This window comes from Nocardioides glacieisoli (genome assembly GCF_004137245.1).
Classification (GTDB): Bacteria; Actinomycetota; Actinomycetes; order Propionibacteriales; family Nocardioidaceae; genus Nocardioides; species Nocardioides glacieisoli.
Map to the genome: position 1 here is coordinate 21,386 of NZ_SDWS01000011.1, position 23,752 is coordinate 45,137.

Annotated in this window: 25 protein-coding genes; 21 read left to right on the top strand and 4 right to left on the bottom strand. The window is 70.7% G+C overall.

The features are described 5' to 3' along the window. The first annotated feature begins 2 nt into the window (after positions 1 to 2). The 9 genes from EUA06_RS19455 (at position 3) to EUA06_RS19495 (ending at position 6,454) form a co-directional block, all read left to right on the top strand. Positions 3 to 1,064 carry an SIS domain-containing protein gene (locus EUA06_RS19455; RefSeq protein WP_242498263.1) on the top strand — a complete coding sequence of 354 codons (1,062 nt, stop codon included), beginning with the start codon at positions 3 to 5 and terminating at the stop codon, positions 1,062 to 1,064. Then, complete coding sequence (locus tag EUA06_RS19460; protein ID WP_129478898.1) at positions 1,061 to 2,683, top strand: amidohydrolase; 1,623 nt, start codon at positions 1,061 to 1,063, stop codon at positions 2,681 to 2,683. Before EUA06_RS19455 ends, EUA06_RS19460 begins: the two co-directional genes overlap by 4 nt. A gap of 140 nt (positions 2,684 to 2,823) precedes the next feature. Then, positions 2,824 to 3,111, top strand: a complete 288-nt coding sequence (locus tag EUA06_RS19465; protein ID WP_207208449.1) for a P-loop NTPase family protein — start codon at positions 2,824 to 2,826, stop codon at positions 3,109 to 3,111. Next, on the top strand, positions 3,111 to 3,965 hold the full coding sequence (locus EUA06_RS19470; protein WP_129478900.1) for a type II secretion system F family protein: 855 nt from the start codon (positions 3,111 to 3,113) through the stop codon (positions 3,963 to 3,965). Before EUA06_RS19465 ends, EUA06_RS19470 begins: the two co-directional genes overlap by 1 nt. Then, positions 3,962 to 4,903, top strand: a complete 942-nt coding sequence (locus EUA06_RS19475) for a type II secretion system F family protein (protein WP_129478902.1) — start codon at positions 3,962 to 3,964, stop codon at positions 4,901 to 4,903. Before EUA06_RS19470 ends, EUA06_RS19475 begins: the two co-directional genes overlap by 4 nt. Positions 4,904 to 4,945: 42 nt before the next feature. Next, on the top strand, positions 4,946 to 5,149 hold the full coding sequence (locus tag EUA06_RS19480; RefSeq protein ID WP_129478904.1) for a hypothetical protein: 204 nt from the start codon (positions 4,946 to 4,948) through the stop codon (positions 5,147 to 5,149). An 11-nt stretch (positions 5,150 to 5,160) separates the two neighbouring features. Continuing rightward, complete coding sequence (locus EUA06_RS19485) at positions 5,161 to 5,559, top strand: TadE/TadG family type IV pilus assembly protein (protein ID WP_129478905.1); 399 nt, start codon at positions 5,161 to 5,163, stop codon at positions 5,557 to 5,559. Continuing rightward, positions 5,556 to 6,005: a hypothetical protein gene (locus EUA06_RS19490; RefSeq protein ID WP_129478907.1), complete on the top strand. Its 450-nt coding sequence runs from the start codon at positions 5,556 to 5,558 to the stop codon at positions 6,003 to 6,005. The genes EUA06_RS19485 and EUA06_RS19490 overlap by 4 nt, the downstream gene beginning before the upstream one ends. Further along, positions 6,002 to 6,454 (top strand): Tad domain-containing protein, encoded by a 453-nt coding sequence (locus tag EUA06_RS19495; protein WP_242498264.1) that lies wholly within the window; start codon positions 6,002 to 6,004, stop codon positions 6,452 to 6,454. The genes EUA06_RS19490 and EUA06_RS19495 overlap by 4 nt, the downstream gene beginning before the upstream one ends. 39 nt (positions 6,455 to 6,493) lie before the next feature. On the opposite strand, the gene EUA06_RS19500 is transcribed toward EUA06_RS19495, so the two are convergent. Continuing rightward, the gene (locus tag EUA06_RS19500; RefSeq protein WP_129478909.1) at positions 6,494 to 7,411 is read right to left on the bottom strand and encodes a LysR family transcriptional regulator; all 918 of its coding nucleotides are present in this window, start codon (positions 7,409 to 7,411) and stop codon (positions 6,494 to 6,496) included. A 95-nt stretch (positions 7,412 to 7,506) separates the two neighbouring features. Between EUA06_RS19500 and EUA06_RS22550 the strand changes: the two genes are divergently transcribed. From EUA06_RS22550 to prfB, 6 genes are all read left to right on the top strand, one after another. Continuing rightward, the gene (locus EUA06_RS22550; RefSeq protein WP_165354460.1) at positions 7,507 to 7,680 is read left to right on the top strand and encodes a hypothetical protein; all 174 of its coding nucleotides are present in this window, start codon (positions 7,507 to 7,509) and stop codon (positions 7,678 to 7,680) included. A 100-nt stretch (positions 7,681 to 7,780) separates the two neighbouring features. After that, positions 7,781 to 9,961 carry a glycogen debranching protein GlgX gene (glgX, locus tag EUA06_RS19505; RefSeq protein WP_129478911.1) on the top strand — a complete coding sequence of 727 codons (2,181 nt, stop codon included), beginning with the start codon at positions 7,781 to 7,783 and terminating at the stop codon, positions 9,959 to 9,961. Beyond that, positions 9,958 to 12,237, top strand: a complete 2,280-nt coding sequence (gene treY / locus EUA06_RS19510; RefSeq protein ID WP_129478913.1) for a malto-oligosyltrehalose synthase — start codon at positions 9,958 to 9,960, stop codon at positions 12,235 to 12,237. Before glgX ends, treY begins: the two co-directional genes overlap by 4 nt. 3 nt (positions 12,238 to 12,240) lie before the next feature. Further along, on the top strand, positions 12,241 to 14,010 hold the full coding sequence (gene treZ / locus EUA06_RS19515) for a malto-oligosyltrehalose trehalohydrolase (RefSeq protein ID WP_129478915.1): 1,770 nt from the start codon (positions 12,241 to 12,243) through the stop codon (positions 14,008 to 14,010). A gap of 65 nt (positions 14,011 to 14,075) precedes the next feature. Then, a complete protein-coding gene (locus tag EUA06_RS19520) occupies positions 14,076 to 14,858 on the top strand; it encodes a hypothetical protein (protein WP_129478917.1) in 783 nt (260 codons plus the stop codon). Positions 14,859 to 14,965: 107 nt separating this feature from the next. Further along, entirely contained in the window at positions 14,966 to 16,081 is a 1,116-nt protein-coding gene (gene prfB / locus EUA06_RS19525) for a peptide chain release factor 2 (protein ID WP_129478919.1), read from the top strand. A gap of 58 nt (positions 16,082 to 16,139) precedes the next feature. Here prfB and EUA06_RS19530 read toward each other — a convergent pair whose 3' ends face one another. Further along, the gene (locus EUA06_RS19530) at positions 16,140 to 17,387 is read right to left on the bottom strand and encodes a hypothetical protein (protein WP_129478921.1); all 1,248 of its coding nucleotides are present in this window, start codon (positions 17,385 to 17,387) and stop codon (positions 16,140 to 16,142) included. Beyond that, the gene (locus tag EUA06_RS19535) at positions 17,380 to 17,898 is read right to left on the bottom strand and encodes a SigE family RNA polymerase sigma factor (RefSeq protein WP_129478923.1); all 519 of its coding nucleotides are present in this window, start codon (positions 17,896 to 17,898) and stop codon (positions 17,380 to 17,382) included. Before EUA06_RS19535 ends, EUA06_RS19530 begins: the two co-directional genes overlap by 8 nt. A gap of 113 nt (positions 17,899 to 18,011) precedes the next feature. Here EUA06_RS19535 and ftsE point away from each other — a divergent pair, with 113 nt between their 5' ends. The 3 genes from ftsE (at position 18,012) to EUA06_RS19550 (ending at position 20,996) form a co-directional block, all read left to right on the top strand. Further along, positions 18,012 to 18,701, top strand: a complete 690-nt coding sequence (gene ftsE / locus EUA06_RS19540) for a cell division ATP-binding protein FtsE (protein ID WP_129478925.1) — start codon at positions 18,012 to 18,014, stop codon at positions 18,699 to 18,701. A 55-nt stretch (positions 18,702 to 18,756) separates the two neighbouring features. Continuing rightward, positions 18,757 to 19,668 carry a permease-like cell division protein FtsX gene (gene ftsX / locus EUA06_RS19545; RefSeq protein WP_129478927.1) on the top strand — a complete coding sequence of 304 codons (912 nt, stop codon included), beginning with the start codon at positions 18,757 to 18,759 and terminating at the stop codon, positions 19,666 to 19,668. A gap of 89 nt (positions 19,669 to 19,757) precedes the next feature. Next, complete coding sequence (locus tag EUA06_RS19550) at positions 19,758 to 20,996, top strand: murein hydrolase activator EnvC family protein (RefSeq protein WP_129478929.1); 1,239 nt, start codon at positions 19,758 to 19,760, stop codon at positions 20,994 to 20,996. Positions 20,997 to 21,000: 4 nt separating this feature from the next. Here the strand turns inward: EUA06_RS19550 and EUA06_RS19555 are convergent, their stop codons facing one another. Continuing rightward, a complete protein-coding gene (locus EUA06_RS19555) occupies positions 21,001 to 21,717 on the bottom strand; it encodes an SDR family oxidoreductase (protein WP_129478930.1) in 717 nt (238 codons plus the stop codon). Between the two features lie 86 nt (positions 21,718 to 21,803). Between EUA06_RS19555 and EUA06_RS19560 the strand changes: the two genes are divergently transcribed. The 3 genes from EUA06_RS19560 to EUA06_RS19570 are packed head-to-tail and all read left to right on the top strand — an operon-like array spanning position 21,804 to position 23,733. Continuing rightward, complete coding sequence (locus tag EUA06_RS19560) at positions 21,804 to 22,376, top strand: TetR/AcrR family transcriptional regulator (RefSeq protein ID WP_207208450.1); 573 nt, start codon at positions 21,804 to 21,806, stop codon at positions 22,374 to 22,376. Positions 22,377 to 22,388: 12 nt separating this feature from the next. Then, positions 22,389 to 22,868 carry an SsrA-binding protein SmpB gene (smpB, locus tag EUA06_RS19565; protein WP_129478933.1) on the top strand — a complete coding sequence of 160 codons (480 nt, stop codon included), beginning with the start codon at positions 22,389 to 22,391 and terminating at the stop codon, positions 22,866 to 22,868. Then, complete coding sequence (locus EUA06_RS19570; protein WP_129478935.1) at positions 22,861 to 23,733, top strand: amidohydrolase family protein; 873 nt, start codon at positions 22,861 to 22,863, stop codon at positions 23,731 to 23,733. The genes smpB and EUA06_RS19570 overlap by 8 nt, the downstream gene beginning before the upstream one ends. Positions 23,734 to 23,752 lie beyond the last annotated feature (19 nt).

The following is a 23,752-nucleotide window of genomic DNA, read 5'->3' on the forward strand; positions in this document are numbered from 1 at the left end:
CCGTGACGACGACCGTCATGCTCACGGAGATTCTCGAACAGCCCGCAGCCATCACCCGCACGCTGGCTGCCCTCCTGCCCGCCTCCGACGACGTGCGGCATCTCGCGCGCGGTCGCACGCAGGTGCTGTTCGCGGCACGCGGCTCCTCCGACAACGCTGCCACCTACGGTCGATACCTGAGCGAGATCGTGGCCGGTCGCGCCGCCGCCCACCTCGCCCCCAGCGTGGCCACGGCCTACCGGCGCGACGTCGACCTGCGACACGCCCTGGTCGTCTGCCTGTCACAGTCCGGCGAGACTGCCGAGCTGATCGAGACCCAAGCCTGGGCCAGGCGTTGCGGGGCGGCGACCGTGGCAATCACCAACGTGGCCCGCAGCTCCTTGACGTCGGGGGCGGACCTGGCCCTGGTGACCGAAGCAGGCCCCGAGCTCGCCGTTCCGGCGACCAAGACCTTCACAGCGCAGCTCGTCGGGATGGCCGTACTGGCGCGGGCACTCACCCGCAACGCGATGGACCTCAGGTCCGCCGAGGACCTCGCCCACGTCGCACACGCCGTCGCGACGGTGATCGCGCACCGGGTCGACGTCGAACCTGCGGTGCGAATGCTGGCCGGGCGGCCGCGCACGCTGGTCACCAGCCGTGGCCTCGCAGGCGCGGTCGCTGCCGAGGTGGCCCTCAAGCTCGAGGAGACCTGCCTGCGCCCGGTGCCCGGGCTGTCGTACGCCGATCTGCGGCACGGCCCGATCGCGATGGTGGACGACCGGACGACCGCTTTGGTCCTCGCCCCACGCGACGGCGCTGTGCTCGATGGCATCGCCGGGATCGTGCCTGAGCTGCGGGCGAGGGGCGCCGCGGTGGTCACCATCGGCGGGGACGCCCGTGTGTCGAGGTCCGCCGACGTCGCCCTACCCGGCCCCGACCTTCCCGAGTGGCTGGCCCCGATCGGGCTCGCTGTGCTGGGACAGCTCGTCGTCGAAGGTGTCAGCCGCACCCTCGGACTCGACCCGGACGCTCCGCGCGGGCTGCGCAAGATCACCGAGACCGACCCTGAAAGGCCGTCATGAGCCGCGACCTCGACCTCATCCTCCGCGGAGTCAAGATCCGCACGATGGACCCGCACCGGCCGATCGCCCACAGCATCGGTATCTGGAACGGGTGGATCGTCGGGCTCGACGAGCAGGTCGCCGGGTGCCGAGCCGAGCGCGAGATCGATCTCGACGGGGCGACACTGCTGCCGGGTTTCCACGACGCCCACTGCCACACCACGTCCTTCGGTGTCTCGGCAAACCAGCTCGAGCTCAGCGACGCGACCACGATCGACGCCGTCCTCGACCGGGTCTCAGATCACGCTTCAGCGCTGTCACAGGACAGCTGGGTCATCGGCGTCGGCTATCTGGATCGCGAGGACCCCAGTCGCCACCCGACCAGTGCCGAGCTGGACCGAGCGGCCGATGGGCGCCCGGTCTGGCTCACGCACCGCTCCGGCCACATGTGCGCGGTGTCGTCGAGCGTGCTCGACCTCTTGCCAGACCCGTTGCCTGCTGCCGCCGTGCAGTACGTCGTTCGCGACGGAGCAGGTCGCCCGACCGGTCTGCTCGAGGAAGCCGCCATGGAGCTGGTGAAGGAAGTGGTCGGCCCCGGCTCGGTCGAATCGATGGTCGCGGCCATCGACGTTGCAACTCGGCACTACGTGACCGAGGGCATCACCAGCATCACCGAGGCCGGGATCGGCTGCCCGGGCGTCGACCACAGCCCGCTCGAGCTCGGTGCCTGGCAGCTCGCGTCGGCCCGGGGCCTGGCGCACACCCGAGCCCATCTCATGGTCTACAGCGAGCTGTTCCACGACGTCGCCCACAATCCGGTCGATGCGGCCAGGATCGGGTTGGACCTCGGCCTACACACCGGTCTCGGGGACGACCGAGTCCGGGTCTCGGCGATGAAGATCTGGCTAGACGGGGCCGGCTCGGCGGGCAGGGCCGCCAGCGGCGAGGACGAAGATCCTGATGCGCACCTCGTCGACGACCCGCTCCGACTGCACGCGGCGGTGGTCGGGGCGCACCGGGCGGGCTGGCAGGTGGCTGCACACGCGATGGGTGACCGCGCCGTTGACCTCCTCCTCGACGCACTGGAGGAGGCCGGACCCCTCGATGAGGTGCGCAGCCGACGGCACCGCATTGAGCACGGCGGACTGATCCGCGACGACCAGGTGACGCGACTGCGGGACCTCGGGATCGTCGTGGCCATCCAGCCGGTCTTCATCACCGAGTTCGGCGATGCGCTCGCCACGCAGTTCGGCAACCGCACGAGCTGGTCCATCCGGCAGCGCTCGTTGCTCGACGCCGGAATCGTGGTCGCCGCCAGCTCGGACCGCCCGGTCGCTCCCGGCGCGCCGCTGCTCGGTGTGCAGGCGATGGTCGACAGGGTCACGTCCTCTGGCGCCGCGTTCGGACCTGGCGAGCGAGTCGACGTCCAGGAGGCCCTGCTCGCGTACACGTGTCACGCGGCATACGCCGCCGGCGTCGATGACCGAGTCGGCACCCTCACCGCACGAAAGCTCGCCGACATCGTGGTGCTCGACGATGACCCCGTGACCTCTGCGTCCGATGCCGCCGACATATACGTTCTAGCCACCATCGTCGGTGGACAGGTCGTCCACGACCGAATCGGGGCGCTCAGCACCTGAATGCGCGACGCGCCCACCCCGGCAGCGTGCCGTCGACAGTTGCCAGAGAAGGACGTTCTTCGACATAGGTGCACCAGCGTGCGCCCGTCATCCGTCTAGGGCCACCCCGGCACCGACGCCCGCACATCCCCAATCGAGTGTTGGCGGGCGACAACATCTCCGCGCGCTTCGTGGTGCCGACGGTCGCGACGTCGGTCGACCTCGTGGTGCACCTCGGTCTCGGGCACGACGGCGTACGCCGGGTCAACGAGATCGTGTCGGTGCCCGGCCGGGTGGAGGCCGACGTGATCGAGGTCGAGCCGATCTTCGTGCGCAGCGGCGGCGAGCTGCGGCGTACGGGTGGAGTGCCCGCACGCGTCGAGCGCTTCGAGCGGGTGGGCATCGACATCCACGCGCTCCTCGCCACGGACCTGGTCGGTGACCGCTGATGGGTGCCCTGGTCGGGCTCGGCGTCGGCGTCGGGTTGCTGCTGATCTGGTCGGCCTTCGCGCTGCCACGCACGCCCAGGCCGGCCACGCCCACGTCGTCCGCGCTGCGTCGCCTGCTCGGGCGTGCCGGCCTCTCCGACGTCACGCCCGCGAGCGTCCTGTCGCTCTGCGCAGTCCTCTTCGCCGTCGCGTTCGCCGTCGTGCAGGCCGTCTCGCGGACCGTGCCGGTCGCGTTCGTCTTCGCCGCGATGGCGGCCTACGTTCCGATCGCCGTGCTGCGTCAGCGCGCTGCTCGTCGGCTGCGCGACTTCGCCGAGGTGTGGCCCGAGGCGGTCGACAACCTCGCCAGCGCCGTACGCGCGGGGCTCTCGCTCCCCGACGCGGTCGCCGCGCTCGGCACCTCCGGCCCCGAGGCGCTGCGCCACGACTTCGCGCAGTTCGCCCTCGACTACCAGGTGACCGGGCGCTTCGGCGAGTGCCTCGACCGGCTCAAGGACCGGCTCGCCGACCCCGTCGGCGACCGGGTGATCGAGGGCCTGCGGCTCGCCCGCGAGGTCGGCGGCGGCGACCTCGGCCGGCTGCTGCGCAACCTGTCCGGCTACCTGCGCGACGATGCACGCACCCGCTCCGAGCTCGAGTCCCGGCAGGCCTGGACGGTCAACGGCGCCCGGCTCGCGGTGGCCGCGCCCTGGATCGTGCTGCTGCTGATGTCGTTCCAGACCACCGCCATCCGCAGCTATGCCTCGCCCGGCGGCGTGCTCGTCCTGGGCATCGGCTTCTCCGTCTGCGTCCTCGCCTACGCAGCGATGATGCGCATCGGCCGGCTGCCCGTCGAGAAGCGGATCCTGTCGTGACCGCCACGATGTGGGGCGGCCTCCTCGGCGCGATGGCAGGCATCGGCCTGATCCTGGTCGTGACGCGGATCGCGGTGCTCCGGCGACCGCAGCTCGCGACGCGCGTCCTGCCCTACGTGCGCGACGTGCCGCTGCGCGACCACGGTCCCGGGCTGCGTCCCGTCTCGTCGGCGCCGACGTCCGCGGCGGCCGGCATCTTCGGCCCGTCGCTGCGCTCGGCGGCCCATCTCGTCGAGCGGGTGCTGGGCGGCAGCTCGTCCGTACGTCGTCGGCTGGAGCGCGCTGGGCTCGACCGGACGGTGCAGGAGTTCCGCATCGAGCAGGTCGTCTGGGGGCTCGTCGGCTTCGCCGCGGCCGCAGCGATCAGCCTCGTGCGGGCGCTCGGAGGGGTGGGTGGCGTCGGCTCCGCGGTGGTGTTCTGCGCCCTCGGCCTCGCGTTCGGCGTGTTCGCCCGCGACAACCGGCTCAGCACGCAGGTGAAGAACCGCGAGCGCCAGGTGCTGACCGAGTTCCCCACCATCGCCGAGCTCCTCGCCCTCTCGGTCGCCGCGGGGGAGAGCCCCGTGTCGGCGCTCGACCGCGTGGTCCGGCGCAGCAACGGGGCGCTGTCCGAGGACCTGTCGCGCGTGCTTGCCCGCGTACGCACCGGAGAACCGGTCGGCATCGCCTTCGAGTCGCTCGCCCGCTCCACCGGCCTGCCGATCGTCGCCCGCTTCGCAACCGGCATCACCGTGGCGATGGAGCGCGGCACCCCGCTGGCCGACGTGCTGCACGCGCAGGCAGCCGACGTACGAGAAGCCGGCCGCCGCCTGCTCATCGAGACTGCGGCCCGCAAGGAGATCGCGATGATGGCGCCCGTCGTCTTCTTCGTGCTGCCGGTGACGATTCTCTTCGCCTTCTACCCCGGGGTGCTCGGACTGCGCCTCACCACGCCCTGACCCTGCCTCCAGCTCCAAGCCGCCAAACGAAAGGACCGCTCCATGCACCCGTCGATCTCGGGACAGCTCGACCGCCTCGCCATCCTCCTCCTCGCCACCGACCGACCGCGCGACGACCGTGGCGACGTGCCCGGGTGGGTGATGGTCACGCTGATGACCGCCATCGTCGTGGCCGCGCTGACGCCCTTCGTCGGTGACGAGCTGCGCGCCCTGCTGGTGCGGGCCTTCTCGATGGTGAGCGGCTGAGGCGTCGGACGATGACCCGTCGCGCTCGGACCGACGAGCGCGGGGCCGCAGTGGTCGACTTCGTCCTGGTGCTGCTGGTCCTGCTGCCGCTGGTGCTGGGCATCCTTCAGCTCGCCCTCCTGCTCCACGTGCGCAACACCCTCGCCTCGGCGGCGTCCGAGGGTGCCCGCTACGCCGCGGTCGCGGGGTCGTCCGGTCCGGCCGGGCAGCAGAAGGTGCAGGACCTGGTCGACGGTGCCCTCTCCGAGGAGTTCGTGCGGTCGGTCAGCGTGCAGCCCGCATCGGTCGGTGGCGCACCGGGCTATGTAGCGGTTGTGGAGGCCGAGGTCAGCGTCCTCGGGATCGGCGGGACCGGGATGCTCATCCGGGTGACCGGCCACGCCGTCGCCGAGCAGGCGGTGGCGCAGTGAAGGAGCGCGATGAGCGTGGCTCGGCGCTGATCGAGTTCAGCTGGCTCGCGATCATCCTGATCGTCCCGCTGGTCTGGGTCGTCATCTCGGTCTTCGAGGTGCAGCAGGGCGCCTTCGCCACCAGCGCCGCGGCGCGCGCCGCCGGTCGGGCGTACGCACTCGCCCCCGACGACGCAACCGGCAACGCACGGGCGATCGCGGCGGCAGAGCAGGTGCTGGCCGACCAGGGCACACCCGGCCAGCAGGCGAAGGTCTCGGTCACCTGCGAGGCCCCCGGCGACAACTGCCGCGTCGGGACGTCAGTCATCACGGTCACCGTCGAGTCCGGCGTGGACCTGCCGTTCTTCCCGGCCATCTTCGGCAAGGGCGCCGCGTCGTTCGCGCTCGACGCGACGCACACGGTCCCCATCGGGCAGTACGTCGAGAGCGCGCCGGAGGACGAGTGAGGGGCCAGTCCGGCACGCGCGACGAGCAGGGCCAGGTGACGCTGTTGATCATCGGCTTCGCAGGCATCCTGCTGATGGCCATCGTGGTCGTCATCGACGCGTCGGCGGCGTACCTCCAGCGGCAGGGGCTCGACAACCTCGCTGATGGCGCGGCGCTCTACGGCGCCGACCTCGGCTCGGCCGGGGTCTACGAGCAGGGGCTCGGCGACGGACGACTGATCCAGCAGGAGGCGGCGGTCGAGGCGGCCGTCCGCGACTACCTCGCCCGGGCCGATGCCGGCTCGAGGTTCCCCGGCATCGACGTCGGCGTGCGGGTCGATCCGATCGGCCGGTCGGTCACGGTGCGGCTCGAGGCTCCGCTCGACCTCCCGCTGACCATCCCCGGCTCACCGAGCAACCCGACGGTGGGCGCCAGCAGCACCGCCGCCGTGACTCTGGTTGTGCGGTGACTGCGGTGCAGCATTCGCACCACGATCACCGCACAAGGGTCAGACCGGCTCCGCGATCCGCTGGATGTGCCGGGTCGCGATCTCGATCAGCACCTGGGCCGCAGGGGAGAGCACGGCGCCGCGGCGGTGCACGATCGCCATCACGTCGTACTGCTTGGGGCGAAGCGACACCCAGCCGACGTTGGGGGCGAGGCGGGGGATGAGCTGCTCGGCGGCGGCGCGCGGGATGACGGAGTCGCCGAGCCCGCGGCCGACGAGGTCGACGGCCGTCTCCGCCTCCTCGACCTCGATCCGGGTCTGCGGGTTGTGGCCGGCCTCGTGCAGGAAGCGGCGCAGGGCCATGCGGACGGAGTCGCTTGAGCGCCACGTCGTCTCCGGCATGATGAGCGACGCCTTGGAGAGCTTCGCCGGCGTGATCGGCGAGGTCAGCCGGTCGGGGTCGGCGGAGATGTAGACGATCTCGTCGCGCGCGACCGGGATGACGGTCATCCCCTCGCTCTCGACGCTGGTCGCGGCGATCATTGCGGCCTCCAGGTGCCCGCGCCGCAGCTGTTCCTGCACCTCGTTGGAGTGCTGGCCGATCAGCTCGACCCGCACGCCGGGATAGCGCTCGAGGACGTCGGCGACGATCTGCGCGCCGGCGTAGAGCCGGGCAGCGCCGAACATCCCGAAGCGGATCGTCCCGCTCTCCAGCGACACCGCGCTCTGCACCGCCCGCCGGGCCTCCTCCGACGCGGCGATCGCCTGCTCGGCGTACGGCCGCAGGGTGTCGGCCAGCGTCGTGGGCACGACGCCGCGACCGACCCGGCGGAAGAGCGGCACGCCGAGCGTCTTCTCCAGCGCCCGGACCTGCTCCGACACAGACGGCTGGGCGTAGCCGAGCTCCTCGGCTGCCGCCGTCAGCGACCCGTGCTCGTACGTCGCGAGGAAGCAGCGCAGCTGGTGCAGTGAAAGCATAGGTTTCTCCTTGTGAAGCCGCTGAAAAGCGAGGCTACCCCTAGAGATGGGTAACGGCGATGATGGACCTACGCAATCCAACCGAGGAGGTCACGATGTTCGACAACAACTGCCAGGTCTGCGCCACCCGAGTGCTGATCTTCGAGAGCCAGGTCTCGTCGGTGGCCAACACCGCCGCCGGCATCGAGGTGCGGTTCACCTGCTGGTGCGGCACCGAGCAGACCCAGGTCACCGGCCGGGTCGCCCGCCGGGAGCGCGTCGCCGCCTGAGTGCGACGGCACGGGGTGAACGGTGACGGTGGTCACCGGCGATCACCTACCGGGGTGGACGAATCGTCGTCCACCCGGGGTGCGCCGGTAGCGTCGACCCATGACGGAAACCTGGCCGGGCACGGCGTACCCCCTCGGCGCGACGTTCGACGGCAGCGGCACCAACTTCGCCATCTTCAGCGAGGTCGCGGAGCGCGTGGAGCTGTGCCTGTTCGACCCCGACCCCGACAACGCCGGCCAGTTCGTCGAGACGAAGCTCGAGGTCACCGAGGTCGACGCCTACGTGTGGCACTGCTACATCCCGACCGTGCAGCCGGGCCAGCGCTACGGCTACCGCGTCCACGGTCCGTGGGACCCCGAGAAGGGCCTGCGGTGCAACCCCAACAAGCTGCTCCTCGACCCCTACGCCAAGGCGACCAGCGGCGACATCGAGTGGGACCAGTCCCTGTTCTCCTACACATTCGGTGAGGAGGACAGCAAGAACGACGACGACTCCGCGGCGCACATGACGCACGGCGTGGTGATCAACCCGTTCTTCGACTGGGAGGGCGACCGCCGCCTCTCCATCCCCTACAACGAGTCCTTCATCTACGAGGCGCACGTCAAGGGCCTCACGCAGCTGCACCCCGACGTGCCGGAGGAGCAGCGTGGGACGTACGCCGGTCTCGCCCACCCGTCGGTCACCGCCCACCTGCAGAAGCTCGGCGTCACCGCGATCGAGCTGATGCCTGTGCACCAGTTCATCCAGGACTCCACGCTCCTCGACCAGGGCCTGCGCAACTACTGGGGCTACAACACCCTCGGCTTCTTCGCGCCGCACGCCGACTACTCCGCCAGCGGGCTCGGCCAGCAGGTGCAGGAGTTCAAGGCGATGGTGAAGGCGATGCACGTCGCCGGCATCGAGGTCATCCTCGACGTCGTCTACAACCACACCGCCGAGGGCAACCACCTCGGACCGACGCTGAGCTTCAAGGGCATCGACAACGCGGCCTACTACCGCCTCGTCGAGGACGACCAGCGCTACTACATGGACTACACCGGCACCGGGAACACCCTCAACGTGCGCCACCCGCACTCGGTCCAGCTGATCATGGACTCGCTGCGCTACTGGGTGACCGAAATGCACGTCGACGGCTTCCGCTTCGACCTCGCCGCGACGCTCGCCCGCGAGTTCTACGACGTCGACAAGCTCTCCACCTTCTTCGAGATGGTGCAGCAGGACCCGGTCGTCAGCCAGGTGAAGCTCATCGCCGAGCCGTGGGACATCGGCCCCGGCGGCTACCAGGTCGGCGGCTTCCCGCCCCAGTGGACCGAGTGGAACGGCGACTACCGCGACACCGTGCGCGACTTCTGGCGCGGCGAGCCGTCGCTCGGCGACTTCGCCTCGCGGCTCTCCGGCTCCTCCGACCTCTACGAGCACTCCGGCCGGCGCCCGTTCGCCAGCATCAACTTCGTCACCGCCCACGACGGCTTCACGCTGCGCGACCTGGTGTCCTACAACGAGAAGCACAACGAGGCCAACGGCGAGGACAACAACGACGGCGAGAGCCACAACCGGTCGTGGAACCACGGCGTCGAGGGTCCGACGGACGACCCCGAGATCCTCGAGGCCCGCGCCCGCGAGCAGCGCAACTTCATCGCGACGCTCCTGCTCAGCCAGGGCGTGCCGATGCTGCTGCACGGCGACGAGCTCAGCCGCACGCAGGACGGCAACAACAACACGTACGCCCAGGACAGCGAGATCAGCTGGGTCCACTGGGACGACGCCGACAAGCCGCTCATCGAGTTCACGTCCGCGGTCGCCAAGCTGCGTGCCGAGCACCCGACCTTCCACCGCAAGCGCTTCTTCACCGGCAGCACCGTGCGCACCGGCGACGGCGAGCGGCTCAACGACATCGTCTGGCTCGACCTCGACGGCGAGCCGATGGAGGACGGCGACTGGGAGGGCGGCAAGGCCATCGGGATGTACCTCAACGGCAACGGCATCGCCGGCAAGGACGCCCGTGGCGCGACCATCACCGACGACCACTTCCTCCTCTACTTCAACGCCGACGGACCGGCGCAGGTGACCCTGCCGACGGAGGAGTACGCCGCCGCGTGGGACGTCGTCATCGACACCGGTGGCAACGCCGACGCTGACCCGACCTACGAGGCCGGGTCGACCTTCGACCTGACCACCCACACGGTCGTGGTGCTCCGCCAGCACTCCGCGCCGACGACGAACCCCGACCACTCGGTCGCGGCATCGCTGGCAGCCAGGACGGGTACGGAGACCGCGTGACCGACCCCGCCAGCACCCCGCGCACGCCGCACAGCACCTACCGGCTTCAGGTCAGCCAGGACTTCACGCTGCACGACGCCGCGCGGGTGCTGCCCTACCTCCACGACCTCGGCGTCGACTGGGTCTACCTCTCGCCGCTGCTGGCCTCCGAGCCCGGGAGCACGCACGGCTACGACGTGGTCGCCTTCGACCACATCGACGAGGAGCGCGGCGGGGCCGAGGGGCTGGCCGCGGTGTCGGCGGAGGCAAGGCGGCTCGGGATGGGCGTGCTGGTCGACATCGTGCCCAACCACGTCGGTGTCGCAACCCCGTCCGAGGACCCGTGGTGGTGGGACGTGCTCAAGCTGGGCCGCGAGTCCGAGCACGCGAACGCCTTCGACGTCGACTGGGCCGCGGGCGACGGCAGGATCGTCATCCCGGTCATCGGCGACGACGACGAGGACGCCATCGAGATCGCCAAGGACGAGGTCCGCTACCACGACCAGCGCTTCCCGCTCGCGCCCGGCACGACCACTCTGGAGGAGCAGCACTACGAGCTGGTCAACTGGCGCACGGCCGACGACGGGCTCAACTACCGCCGGTTCTTCGCCGTCAACACGCTCGCCGCGGTCCGGGTCGAGGACCCCGAGGTCTTCGCCGAGACGCACGTCGAGATCAAGCGGTGGTTCGACGAGGGGCTCGTCGACGGGCTGCGCGTCGACCACCCCGACGGCCTGCGCGACCCGAAGCGCTACCTCGACGACCTCGCCGCCCTCACCGGCGGTGCCTACGTGCTCGTCGAGAAGATCCTCGAGCCCGGCGAGGAGCTGCTCGACAGCTGGGCCACTGCCGGCACCACGGGCTACGACGCCCTCGCACTGATCGACCGCGTCCTCACCGACCCTGCCGGGGAGGCGCCGCTGACGGCGCTCGAGGACCGGCTCCGTGGCGAGAGCGTGGACTGGCACCGGATGGTGCGGACGAACAAGCGCGCGGTCGCCGACGGCATCCTCCACTCCGAGGTCCTGCGCATCACCCGCGAGATCGCCCGGGTCGCCGAGGAGGCCGACGACGACGCCGTCGCCGACGCGATCGGCGAGCTCCTTGCCTGCTTCCCGGTCTACCGCTCCTACCTCCCCGAGGGTCGCGACCACCTCGACCAGGCCTTTGCCGCGGCCCGCGCGAGCCGACCGGAGCTCGCGACGACGTACGACCTGCTCGAGCCCGTGCTCCACGACGAGTGGGGCCAGCCCGCCCGGCGCTTCCAGCAGACCTCCGGCATGGTGATGGCCAAGGGCGTCGAGGACTGCTCGTTCTACCAGTGGTCGCGGCTCACCTCCCTCAACGAGGTCGGCGGCGACCCGTCGGTCTTCGCGATCGGCGTCGATGACTTCCACGACGCGATGGCCGCCCGCCAGCGCGACTGGCCCGACGCGATGGTCACGCTGTCGACCCACGACACCAAGCGTGGGGAGGACGTCCGCGCCCGGATCACCGTGCTCGCCGAGGAGCCCGGCCACTGGGAGCGGGCGCTCGACGAGCTGCTGCGGCTCGCGCCGGTGCCCGACCCAGGCTTCGGCTCGCTGCTGTGGCAGGCGGTGCTCGGCGCGTGGACGCCCGACCACCTCCCCGACCTCCGGATGAGGCTGCACGGCTATGCCGAGAAGGCGATGCGCGAGGCCGGTGACCGCACGACGTGGACCGAGCCCGACGAGGCGTACGAGTCGCAGGTGCACGCCGCGGTCGACGCGGTCTTCGACAACGACGAGGTGCGGCAGGTGCTGCTGGACCTCGCCGCCCGGATCGACCAGCCGGCACAGGCCAACTCGCTCGCGGCCAAGCTGCTCGCGATCACCATCCCCGGCGTGCCCGACGTCTACCAGGGCAGCGAGCTCTGGGAGACCTCGCTCGTCGACCCCGACAACCGTCGTCCGGTCGACTTCGACCACCGCGCCGCCGTGCTCGCCGGCACCGCCGAGGACGACGCCGCCGCCAAGCTCCACGTCACCTGCTCGGCACTCACGCTCCGTCGTGAGCGCCCCGAGCTCTTCACCACCTATGCCCCGGTCGCCGCGTCCGGCGCGGCCGCCGGCCACGCGGTGGCGTACGACCGCGGCGGCGCGATCACCGTCGTCACCCGTCTCCCCGTCGGTCTCGACGCGGCCGGGTGGGGCGACACCGCGCTCGACCTGCCCGACGGCCGGTGGCACGACGTGCTCACCGGGCTCGACACCGACGGCCGGCTGGCCGACCTGCTCGCGACCCACCCCGTCGCGCTGCTGCTGAGGAAGGACTGAGGCATGACCACGATCTCTCGGGGACCGTACGACGTCTGGGCACCGCGGCCGGAGCGGGTCCGCCTGGTCATTGATGGCGGCGGCGGTGGCGTCGTCGAGATGACGCGAGGCGACGACGACTGGTGGACGCCGGGTGAGTCGCTTCCGGCGATGACCGATGGGACGTACGACGTCGACTACGGCTACCTGATCGACGACGACCCCGACCCGCGCCCCGACCCGCGCTCGCGCCGGCAGCCCGACGGCGCGCACGGGCTGTCGCGGCGGGAGGCGACGACGTACGACTGGGACGACGACACCTGGACCGGGCGCCAGCTCGCCGGGTCGGTGATCTATGAGCTGCACATCGGCACGTTCACTCCCGAGGGCACCCTCGACTCCGCGATCGAGCGCCTCGACCACCTCCTCGACATCGGCGTCGACCACGTCGAGGTGATGCCGGTTAACACCTTCAACGGCACCCACAACTGGGGCTACGACGGCGTGGGCTGGTTCGCGGTGCACGAGCAGTACGGCGGCCCGGACGCCTACCGCCGCTTCGTCGACGCCTGCCACGCCAGGGGGCTCGGCGTCGTGCAGGACGTGGTGCACAACCACCTCGGCCCGTCGGGCAACTACCTCCCGCTGTTCGGGCCTTACCTCAAGCCGGGCCGCAACACGTGGGGCGACCTCATCAACCTCGACGGCGAGGGCTCGTCGGAGGTGCGGCGCTACATCCTCGACAACGTGCGGATGTGGTTCGAGGACTTCCACGTCGACGCGCTGCGGCTCGACGCCGTGCACGCGCTGAGCGACACCTCCGAGGTGCACCTGCTCGAGGAGATGGCGATCGAGACCGCCGCGCTCTCGGCGCACCTGCGCCGACCGCTGACCCTGATCGCCGAGTCCGACCTCAACGACACGCGGCTCGTCCGGCCGCGCGAGTCCGGCGGCTACGGGCTCGACGCCCAGTGGAGCGACGACTTCCACCACGCGGTGCACGTCGCGCTGAGCGGCGAGACCGCCGGCTACTACGCCGACTTCGAGCCGCTCGAGGCGCTGGCCAAGGTCTGCGAGCGCGGCTTCTTCCACGACGGCACGTTCTCGTCGTTCCGCGAGCGCGACCACGGCGCGCCCGTCGACACCGCGGCGATGCCCACCTGGCGACTCGTGGTGGCGAACCAGAACCACGACCAGATCGGCAACCGCGCCCGCGGCGACCGGCTCGCCGAGCACCTCGACGACGACCAGCTCGCCTGCGCCGCCCTGCTCACGCTCGCCGGCCCGTTCACGCCGATGCTGTTCATGGGGGAGGAGTGGGGCGCCTCGTCGCCCTTCCAGTTCTTCACCTCGCACCCCGAGCCCGAGCTCGGAAAGGCCACCGCCGACGGCCGGATCGCGGAGTTCGAGAAGATGGGCTGGGACCCGGCCGAGGTGCCCGACCCGCAGGACCCCGAGACGTTCACCCGGTCCAAGCTCGACTGGGACGAGCTCGACCAGGGCCGCCATGCCGTCGTGCTCGACTGCTACCGCCGGCTCGCCCGGCTGCGCCGCGAGCTGCCGCAGCTGACGGACCCGTCCTTCGGGTCGGTGTCCTGCACGGTGGAGGGGCGCCTGTTCACGATGCGCCGCGGCGACCTGCTCGTCGTCGTCAACACCGGCGCGGACGCGGTCACCCTCGAGGTGGGCGAGCGCGAGGTCCTCTTTGCCACCCCGTCGGGTGTCAGCCTCGACCGCGGGAGGCTGACAGTTCCTCGCCACGCCGGGACCTTGCTGGGTGCCGCAACTTTCTGAGCGCCGCCGTAGTCTCCCTCGCGACAGGCCCTTCCGGGCCACCGCTACACACGACGGGGAAACTCATGAACCGCATCACCGCACTGGCCGCCACCGCGGCCGTCGCCGCCTCCTCGCTGGCGCTGACCGCGCCGGCTGCACAGGCCGCACCCGCCAAGGCTCGCGCCTACTCCGTGACCGCGACGGCCAACATCGACGTCGCCGTAGCGAAGGAGGACACCGTCAAGCTGCGCGGCCGCGTCAGCCCCAAGGCCCGCGGCGAGAAGGTGATCCTGCAGCAGCGCGTGGGCAACAAGAAGCGCTGGGTCCAGACCGGCAAGGCCACGATCAAGGCCAACGGCACCTACAAGCTCAAGGACAAGCCGACCACCCCGGGCTCGCGTGAGTATCGCGTCCTCAAGCCCGGGTCGAAGGGGATCAAGAAGGGCTTCAGCCAGCCCGTGGCCGTCGAGGTCTACCGCTGGGAGAAGCTCGGCTACCGCACCTTCGGTGGCACCGGGTTCACGGGCCAGGGCGTGACCATCGGCACCGAGTACTACAAGGCCAGCCTCGCGACCACCACCCCGGGCACCGCGGCCTCCGCCGAGTTCACCCTCGGTCGCAAGTGCACCGCGATGCGCGCGTCGTACGCCCTCACCGACTCCTCGCTGAGCGGCTCGAGCGGTGCCGTCACCGTCACCGCCGACGGCAAGCAGCTCGCCGTCCACTCGCTCGCGGTCGGCACGATCGTCGCCGACGAGGAGCTCGACCTGACCGGCGTCTTCCGGCTCAAGCTCGATGCCAGCACCACCGCGACCCCGGCTGCGACCGCTGCCGTGGCCACGCCCGAGGTGCTCTGCACCCGCTGACCTCGAGCACTCGCTCCGCGACGGCGGGCACGACCGGGAATCACAGGCCCGGGCGTGCTCGCCGTTGCTTTCGCTCCGCGACCGCGTGGGTCGTAGTGTGGGCTCTTGTGGCAGGCATCGACTACGACGCAGAGATCAAGACACTCCAGGCGACGATGGGGACCATCGGCTCGGTGCTCAACATCGACCGGATGCGCGGTGAGATCGCCGACCTGAGCGAGCAGGTCGCCGCGCCGGACCTCTGGGACGACGTCGACAGCGCCACGCGCATCACCGGGCGTCTCTCCGCGCTGCAGGGCGAGCTCGACCGGTACACCGGTCTCGAGAGCCGCATCGAGGACCTCGGCCTGATGGTCGAGATGGCCCAGGAAGAGGGCGACGCCGACTCGCTCGCCGACTCCGAGCGTGAGCTCAACCGGATCAAGAAGTCGGTGGAGTCCCTCGAGATCCGCACGCTCCTCGCCGGTGAGTACGACGAGCGCGAGGCGATCGTGACGATCCGCTCGGGCGCTGGTGGCGTCGACGCCGCCGACTTCGCCGAGATGCTCATGCGGATGTACACGCGCTGGGCCGAGCAGCACAAGTACGGCGTCGAGGTCTACGAGGTGTCCTACGCCGAGGAGGCGGGCATCAAGTCCGCCGAGTTCGCGATCCACGCGCCCTACGCCTACGGCACGCTCTCCGTCGAGGCCGGCACCCACCGCCTGGTGCGGATCAGTCCGTTCGACAACCAGGGCCGGCGCCAGACGTCGTTCGCCGCCGTCGAGGTGGTGCCGATGCTCGAGCAGACCGACGAGATCGAGGTCGACGAGAACGAGATCCGCACCGACGTCTTCCGCTCCGGCGGTCCCGGCGGCCAGTCGGTGAACACGACCGATTCGGCGGTCCGGCTCACCCACATCCCCACCGGCATCGTCGTGTCCTGCCAGAACGAGAAGTCGCAGCTGCAGAACAAGGCGTCCGCGATGGTCGTGCTCAAGGCCAAGCTCCTCGCCCGCAAGAAGGCCGAGGAGGCCGCGCTGAAGAAGGACCTCAAGGGCGACGTGCAGGCCAGCTGGGGCGACCAGATGCGCAACTACGTCCTCAACCCCTATCAGGTCGTCAAGGACCTGCGGACCGGCCACGAGTCCGGCAACCCCAGCGCGGTCTTCGACGGAGACCTCGACGACTTCATGGAGGCCGGCATCCGCTGGCGCCGGGGCGCCGACAAGGTCGACGCCTGACCGGACGTCATGGGAATCCCCGGTCCGAACCGGAGATTCTCATGACGTCAGCGCTGCTCTACTCCCAGCGCAGGTGCAGGATCTCGTGGAGCGCGTCGGCGACGTCCTGGCGGGCGCTCTCCGGAAGCGGTCGATCGGCCCGCTCGACCGCGACCATGCCCGCGCGGTCACCGTTGGCGGCGAGCCAGATCGCGTTCTCGGGCTCGGGGCCGCCCGTGTCGTACGTCGCCACGTGCACGCCGTTGGGCAGGGTCTCGATGGTCACCTCGGTGGAGGTGCAGGCGCGCAGCTCGTCGAGCACGACCTCGACGTTGGCGGTGCCGCCGTCCGGCTCGTCGTACCCCGCGATCCGGTAGGAGAGTCCATGGGGCGATCCACCTGCGGCGCTGGTTGCGCTGGTCGGGCCGTTGAGGTGGTCATCGAGGCACAGCAGGTTCGGTGAGGTGGTCGCCGCGCGCTTGGTCGGTGACCTCCAGCCGGCAAGCGCCCCCTCGAGGTCGATGCCGGTCCACTCCGGGAGCGGTCCCTTGCCGTTGCCCGGTGGCACTCGAGGGACCTCGTCCATCCCAGACTGCGTCCACCCGTCGCGCAGGCCCGCGACCAGGAGCTGCGCCACCCGCTCCGCCGACGCCGGGTCGGCCACCCCGGCCCGGCCGTACACCTGGAACTCGGCACGCTCGGCCCCGATCCGGGCGCTCCAGATGTCGCCGAGCCAGCTCCCGGTGTCGGCCGGGTCCTGGTTGGGCATGGAGTCGTGCCGGACCTCGACGCCGTCCACGTCGTACGTCGTGGTGGTGCCGCACGTGTCGGGCGCGGGGTAGGCCTTCGTCTGGGCCGTCGCGGCGCTGGCGGCGTCGGCGTAGCGTGCCAGGGCGAACCGGCCGTTGGAGAGCTCGTCACCGACGAAGAGGGAGCTGCCGCCGAAGGTGGGAGCTGGTCCGGTGTCGGCGAACGGGTCGGCCATGCTGGAGCACTCGGGCGGGGAGAAGCTCCCGCCTCCCTTGGGGGAGTACTGCTGCCAGTCCTCCCACCCGGACGTCCAGCCTGAAGTTGCGTCCTCGAGGTGGACGGCGTCGAACCTGGCCTCACCGCCGCGGGCCGCCAACCCATCCGCGGGGAACAGCAGCCGCGGCACGGTGAGCCCGCCACCGACGACGAGGGCCGTGGCGAGCGCGACGGCACCCACCTTCGTACGCCGCCTGGCGCGGGCGGTCGCCATCGCTGCGGCAGCCCCGGGGCCGTGGGTGTGGGCGAGGTCGCGGGTGAGCGACTCGAACGCGCGGTCGAGCTGGTCGAGGTCAGACATGGGTGGGAGCTCCGTTCGGCTCGTCTGCCGGTTGGTCCGAGAGGAGTGCTGCGAGGGCGGTGCGGCCGCGGGAGAGGCGGGCCTTGACGGTCCCGACCGGGCAGCGCTCGATACGGGCGACCTCGGCGACCGTGAGGTCGGCGAGGTGGTGCAGGACGATCGCCCGGCGCTGCGCCTCAGGGATCTCCTGCAGCGCCCGGACGAGCGCGGTCGTCGTCTCGTCGGGCGGGGGAGCGGTCTCGTGGTCGCGTTGCCGCGAGAGCCACGTGGCCGCGACCCGGCTGCGCCGCCACCGGCTCACGGCGAGGCGGGTCGCGACCTGGCGCACCCAGGCTGAGGGCTGGTCGTAGCGCGAGACCTTGTTCCAGTGCGACCACGCCTTGACGTAGGCCTCCTGGGCGACCTCCTCGGCGGTGCCGCGGTCGCCCGTGAGGGCGTACACCACGGCCAGCGTCCTCGGCCACGTCGCGGAGTAGAAGTCCGCGAAGTCGCCCTCGGCCCCGTCACGCATGCAGATCCCCTCGTCGTTCGCTGTCACCACCCAACACGCCGTGGCCCCCGACCCGGTTGCACGCCCCGCTTTGCGTTTCGGGAACTCGTGCACCCCTCACGTAGCCTCGATGCGTGATTCGCTTCGAGAAGGTCACCAAGACCTATCCCGGCCACCCCCACCCGGCGCTCGACAACATCTCGGTCGACGTCGAGAAGGGCGAGTTCGTCTTCCTCGTCGGCTCGTCGGGGTCCGGCAAGTCGACCTTCCTGCGGCTGGTGCTGCGGGAGTACCGCCCCACCACGGGGCGGGTCTACGTCGCCGGCAAGGAGATCAACCGGCTGGCCAGCTGGAAGGTCCCGCGGCTGCGCCGCGACATCGGCACCGTCTTCCAAGACTTCCGCCTGCTGCCCAACAAGACGGTCACCGAGAACGTCGCCTTCACGCTCCAGGTCATCGGCAAGTCGCGCAAGGAGATCAAGGACGTCGTCCCTGAGACCCTCGAGCTGGTGGGTCTCACCGGCAAGGGCGACCGGATGCCCGACGAGCTCTCCGGTGGCGAGCAGCAGCGCGTCGCCGTGGCCCGCGCGTTCGTGAACCGCCCGATGATCCTCATCGCCGACGAGCCGACCGGAAACCTCGACCCGACCACGTCGGTCGGCATCATGAAGCTCCTCGACCGGATCAACCGCACGGGCACGACCGTGGTGATGGCCACCCACGACTCGAGCATCGTCGACCAGATGCGCAAGCGCGTCATCGAGCTCGAGAACGGCCACGTCGTACGCGACCAGGCGCAGGGCGTCTACGGCCATCAAGTCTGACCGGGTCTGAGCCCACCCAGATCGACCACCCCCACAGATCGAGAGCCCCTCCTCCATGCAGCTTCGTTACGTCTACTCCGAGCTCGGCCAGGGCCTGCGGCGCAACCTGTCCATGCACCTCGCGGTGATCCTGACGCTGTTCGTGTCGCTCACCCTCGTCGGCATGGGCGTGCTCTTCCAGCAGCAGGCGACCAAGGCGGCCGAGCAGTGGGGCAACCAGCTCCAGATCACGGTCTTCCTGTGCCGCAACGGCGACAGCAACCCGGTCTGCCCGAGCTCGGTGACCGACGCGCAGAAGACCGACATCGAGGCGGTCGTGAGGGACAACCCCGAGGTCGCCGACTACCACTTCGAGTCCAGCGAGACCGCGCTCGACAAGGCCAAGGAGCTCTACGGCGAGGAGCTGTTCTCCGGCGACAACCCGGCCATCACCGCCGAGGACATGCCGCAGACCATCTGGATCACCCTCGAGGACCCCGAGCAGTTCGAAGGCATCACCAGCGCGGTCCAGGGGCTCGACGGCGTCTCGCGGGTGCAGGACATGCGCAAGGTCATCGCCCCGATCCTCGGCGCGCTGAGCATGTTGCAGTGGGTGGCCCTCGTGACCGCCGCCGTCCTGGTCTTCGCAGCCCTGCTGCTGGTCGCCAACACGATCCGCCTCGCGGCGTTCGCGCGGCGCAAGGAGATCGGCATCATGCGGCTGGTCGGCGCCTCCACCCTCTACATCGCGCTGCCCTTCCTCCTCGAGGCGCTGGTGACCGCGATCATCGGCGTCGTGCTCGCCGGGGGAGCGCTCGCGGCGGTGCAGCAGTTCGGCATCGAGGGCCGCGGGGACGACACGTTGAAGTTCATCCCGTGGATCGGCTGGGACGAGTTCGGACTCGCTCTGCTCGCCGTCGGAGTCCTGGGTCCGTTGCTCACCCTCCTCCCGACACTCGTGCTGACGCGCAAATACCTCAAAGTCTGATCCGCGGGGGTTAGCGTCTGCCTTGTTCTCTTCCCCGAACGAACAAAGGCTTCCCGGTGCGTTCCTTCCCCCGTACCGCTCAATCCCGCATGGCCGCAGGGCTCGTCGTGGTCATGGCGTTGGGCGTCTCCGCGGCGCACGCCGACGACCTCAAGGACAAGCAGCGCCAGATCGATCGCCAGGTCAAGGGTGCCCGCGCGGACCTCGACGCCTCCAGCTCCCAGCTGCGCAAGGCGGCCGCCCGGCTCGAGGCCGCGCACGAGCAGCTGTCGGTCGCCAAGACCCGCCTCGCCACGGCGCGCGGCAAGGTGGAGGTGGCGCAGGAGCGCGACGCCGAGATGCAGGTGGAGCTGGCGCAGGCCGAGGCCGACCTCGCCGAGGCGGAGGTCGCGCTCACCCAGGGCCAGGCCGACCGTGAGACGCAGCGACACCGGGTCGCGAACACGATCGCCGACATGTACGCCGAGGGCGACCCCGACCTGATCGCGTTCTCCTCGATGCTCGACGCGGTGTCGGCCGAGGACCTCACCCGCCGCGATGGCGTGCGTGACGTGATCGTCGGCCAGGAGGCGAGGGCGTACGACCAGCTCAAGGCCGCCGAGGTGCTGCTCGAGGTGACGGAGGACCAGGTCACCGAGGCGCGCGACGACGTCGCCGAGCAGCGCGAGGCGGCGGCCGAGCACCTCCAGGTGATGCAGGAGCTCGCGACCGAGCAGCAGGCGGCCAAGGACTCCGTGGTCGCCCTCGTGGTCGAGCGTCGTGACGCGCGGGTCGACGCGCGCAAGGCGCGGGCCAAGGACCTCGTCAAGCTCCGCAAGCACATGAAGCAGCAGGACCGGATCGAGGAGATGCTGCGCAAGCGCGCCGCTCGTGCCCGCGCCCGCGCGCTCGCCCGGGCCCAGGCCAGGTCGGCCCCCGGCGGTCCGTCGACCGGCCTGTTGGCCATGCCCGTCGACGGCTACGTCACCTCGCCCTTCGGCTACCGCACGCACCCGATCTACAAGTACTGGGGCCTCCACGACGGCATCGACTTCGGGGGAGGCGGCTGCGGCACCCCGCTCCGCGCGTCCGCGCCGGGACGGGTGGTCGCGTCGTACTCGAGCTCGGTCTACGGCAACCGGCTGGTCGTCGACCACGGCCTGCTCGGGGGCAAGGGCATCGCCACGATCTACAACCACGCCAGCGGCTACACCGTCGGCGTCGGCGACCAGGTCACGGAGGGCCAGGTGATCGGATACATGGGCGACACCGGCTGGTCCACGGGCTGCCACCTGCACTTCACGGTCATGGCCAACGGCCAGGCCGTCGACCCGATGAACTGGTTCTGATCGCTCAACCGCCCAGGGCGGCGAAGATCCTCCCGTAGCGCTCCTGCGGGTCGAGGCCGAGCCCGGACTTCACGAATGTCGCCCAGTCGTCGGCGAGCACCTCCTGCGCACCTGAGTCGAGGGCGTCGAGGCCGGCGCTCGCCAGGTCGGCCGGTGTGATCTTCGGCGCGTCGACGCCCCGCGCCATATCGGTGTCGACCAGGCCCATGTGCACGCCGACCACGTGCGTCCCCTGTGCGGCGAGCTCGAGCCTCGTGCTGTCGGTCAGCGACCAGGCAGCCGCCTTCGACGCGGCGTACGCCCCCGCGCTCGGGGTGCTGAACCACGACAGTGCCGAGATGACGTTGAGGACGGCGCCGCCGCCGTTGGACCTCAGGATCGGGGCGAACGCGCGGGTCATGAGCAGGGGGCCGTAGAAGTTCGTGTCCATCTCCCGGCGGATCGACGCCTCGTCCCCCGCGACGAGCGGGGTGCCCGTGGAGATGCCGGCGTTGTTGATGAGCACCTGCACGTCGCCCGCGGCGGCGGCCGCTGCCGCGACCTGGCGGGCGTCGGTGATGTCGAGCTCGAGCGGGTGCACCCCCGTTGCGTCGATCGAGCCCGCGCTGCGTGAGGCGGCGTAGATCTTGGCCGCTCCCCGCTTCCTGAGCTGCTCGACGAACTCGGCGCCGATGCCGCGGTTCGCTCCGGTGACGAGCACGACTGCATCCCTGAGGTCCATGGTGTTCCATTCTGTAGCGATCACTATTGATTGACGGCCGGAACGGTAGCACATTCTGTAGTGATCGATACGGTATGCTCGTGGCCATGGCCGGACGACCGCGGAGCTTCGATCGCGACGCAGCGCTGGCGGTTGCTGTCGAGGAGTTCTGGCGGGCTGGCTACGAGGAGACCTCCGTCGCGACGCTGACCGCTGCCATGGGGGTGACGCCGCCCAGCCTCTATGCGGCGTTCGGCGACAAGCAGCGCCTGTTCGAGGAAGCGTCGGAGGCGTACTTCCAACGCACCTGCGAGGGGATCGAGGTCGCGACGGCCCTGCCGACCGTGCGCGAGGCCGTCGCCCGGGTGCTGGAGGACACCGCACGGGCCCACACCGACCCGGCCACTCCTGCCGGGTGCCTGATGCTGACCGAGCCCCGGCTCGCGGCCCAGCGCGAGGTCGTCCGTCGACGACTCGGGGACCGGCTTGCCGACGGGGTCCGCGACGGCGAGCTCGCAGCCGGGACGGACACCGATCGGCTCGCCACCTTCCTCCTGGCCGTCCTGCGCGGGATGTCCGGCTGCGCCCGCGACGGCGGCGGCACCGACGACCTCCTCGGGATCGCGGAGACGGCACTGGCGGCACTGCCGGCACCCGCCAACCCGTTGGACATCGCCTGAGAGACTGTCCCCATGGCGAAGGAGCAGGGCCAGAAGATGGTCGCGCAGAACAAGAAGGCGCGCCACGACTACCACATCGAGGACACGTGGGAGGCCGGGCTCGTCCTGATGGGGACCGAGGTGAAGTCCCTGCGGATGGGTCGCGCGTCCCTCGTCGACGGCTTCGCCGAGATCGACAGCGGCGAGGCGTGGCTGCTCGGCGTGCACATCCCCGAGTACAGCCAGGGCACGTGGACCAACCACGCCGCCCGCCGGCGTCGCAAGATGCTGCTCAACCGTGCCGAGATCGACAAGATCGAGCGCAAGATCACCGACAAGGGCTACACGATCATCCCGCTCGCGCTCTACTTCAAGGACGGCCGCGCGAAGGTCGAGATCGCCCTCGCCAAGGGCAAGAAGTCCTACGACAAGCGCCACACCCTGGCCGAGCGTGACGCCAACCGCGAGAAGGTCGAGGCGGTGCAGCGCCGGTTGAAGGGCCACCGTGACTGAAGGTCACGTCCGCGCCTTCACCGACGCCCTCGGCCTTCCCGGCCTGCAGGACCTGCACACCCACTTCCTGCCGCCGCGGGTGATGGCCAAGGTGCGCGCGCAGTTCGACGCCGCCGGCCCGCTGATCGGCCGCGCGTGGCCGCTGCGCTACCGCGGCGAGGACGACGTCCTGGTCGAGACGCTGCGCTCGTTCGGCGTCCGCCGCTTCACCGCGCTGCCCTACGCGCACAAGCCCGACATGGCCGAGTTCCTCAACGACTGGGCGGCCGGCTTCGCAGAGCGGGTGCCCGAGGCGGCGGTGTGCGGCACGTTCTTCCCCGAGCCCGGCGTGACGGCGTACGTCACCTCCCGCACGGAGTCGGTCGAGGTCTGGAAGGTGCACGTGCAGGTCGGCGCGTTCACCGTCACCGACCCGCTGCTCGACGAGGCGTGGGGCGTCGTCGCGGAGGCCGGGACGCCCGTGGTGCTGCACGCCGGGAGCGGTCCCGTCCCGACCGAGCACACCGGCCCCGAGCCGGTCGCCGCCCTGCTGCGCCGGCATCCGCGGCTGCGGTTGATGATCGCCCACGCGGGTGCACCGGAGTACGCCGAGTTCCTCGGGCTGGCCGAGACCCACGAGCGGGTGGCGCTGGACACGACGATGGCCTTCACGCCGTTCTTCGACGAGATGGGCGGCGCCTACCCGCCCGAGCTGCTGCCGCGATTGCGCGACCTCGGGCTGGCCGGGAGGGTCCACCTCGGCAGCGACTTCCCGAACATCCCCTACCCCTACGGCGACCAGCTCGACGCGCTCGCCCGGCTGGGCCTGGGGGAGGAGTGGCTGCGCGCGGTGTGCTGGGACAACACGCTCGCGCTCCTCGGCTGACCCTCTGCGGAGCGGTGGT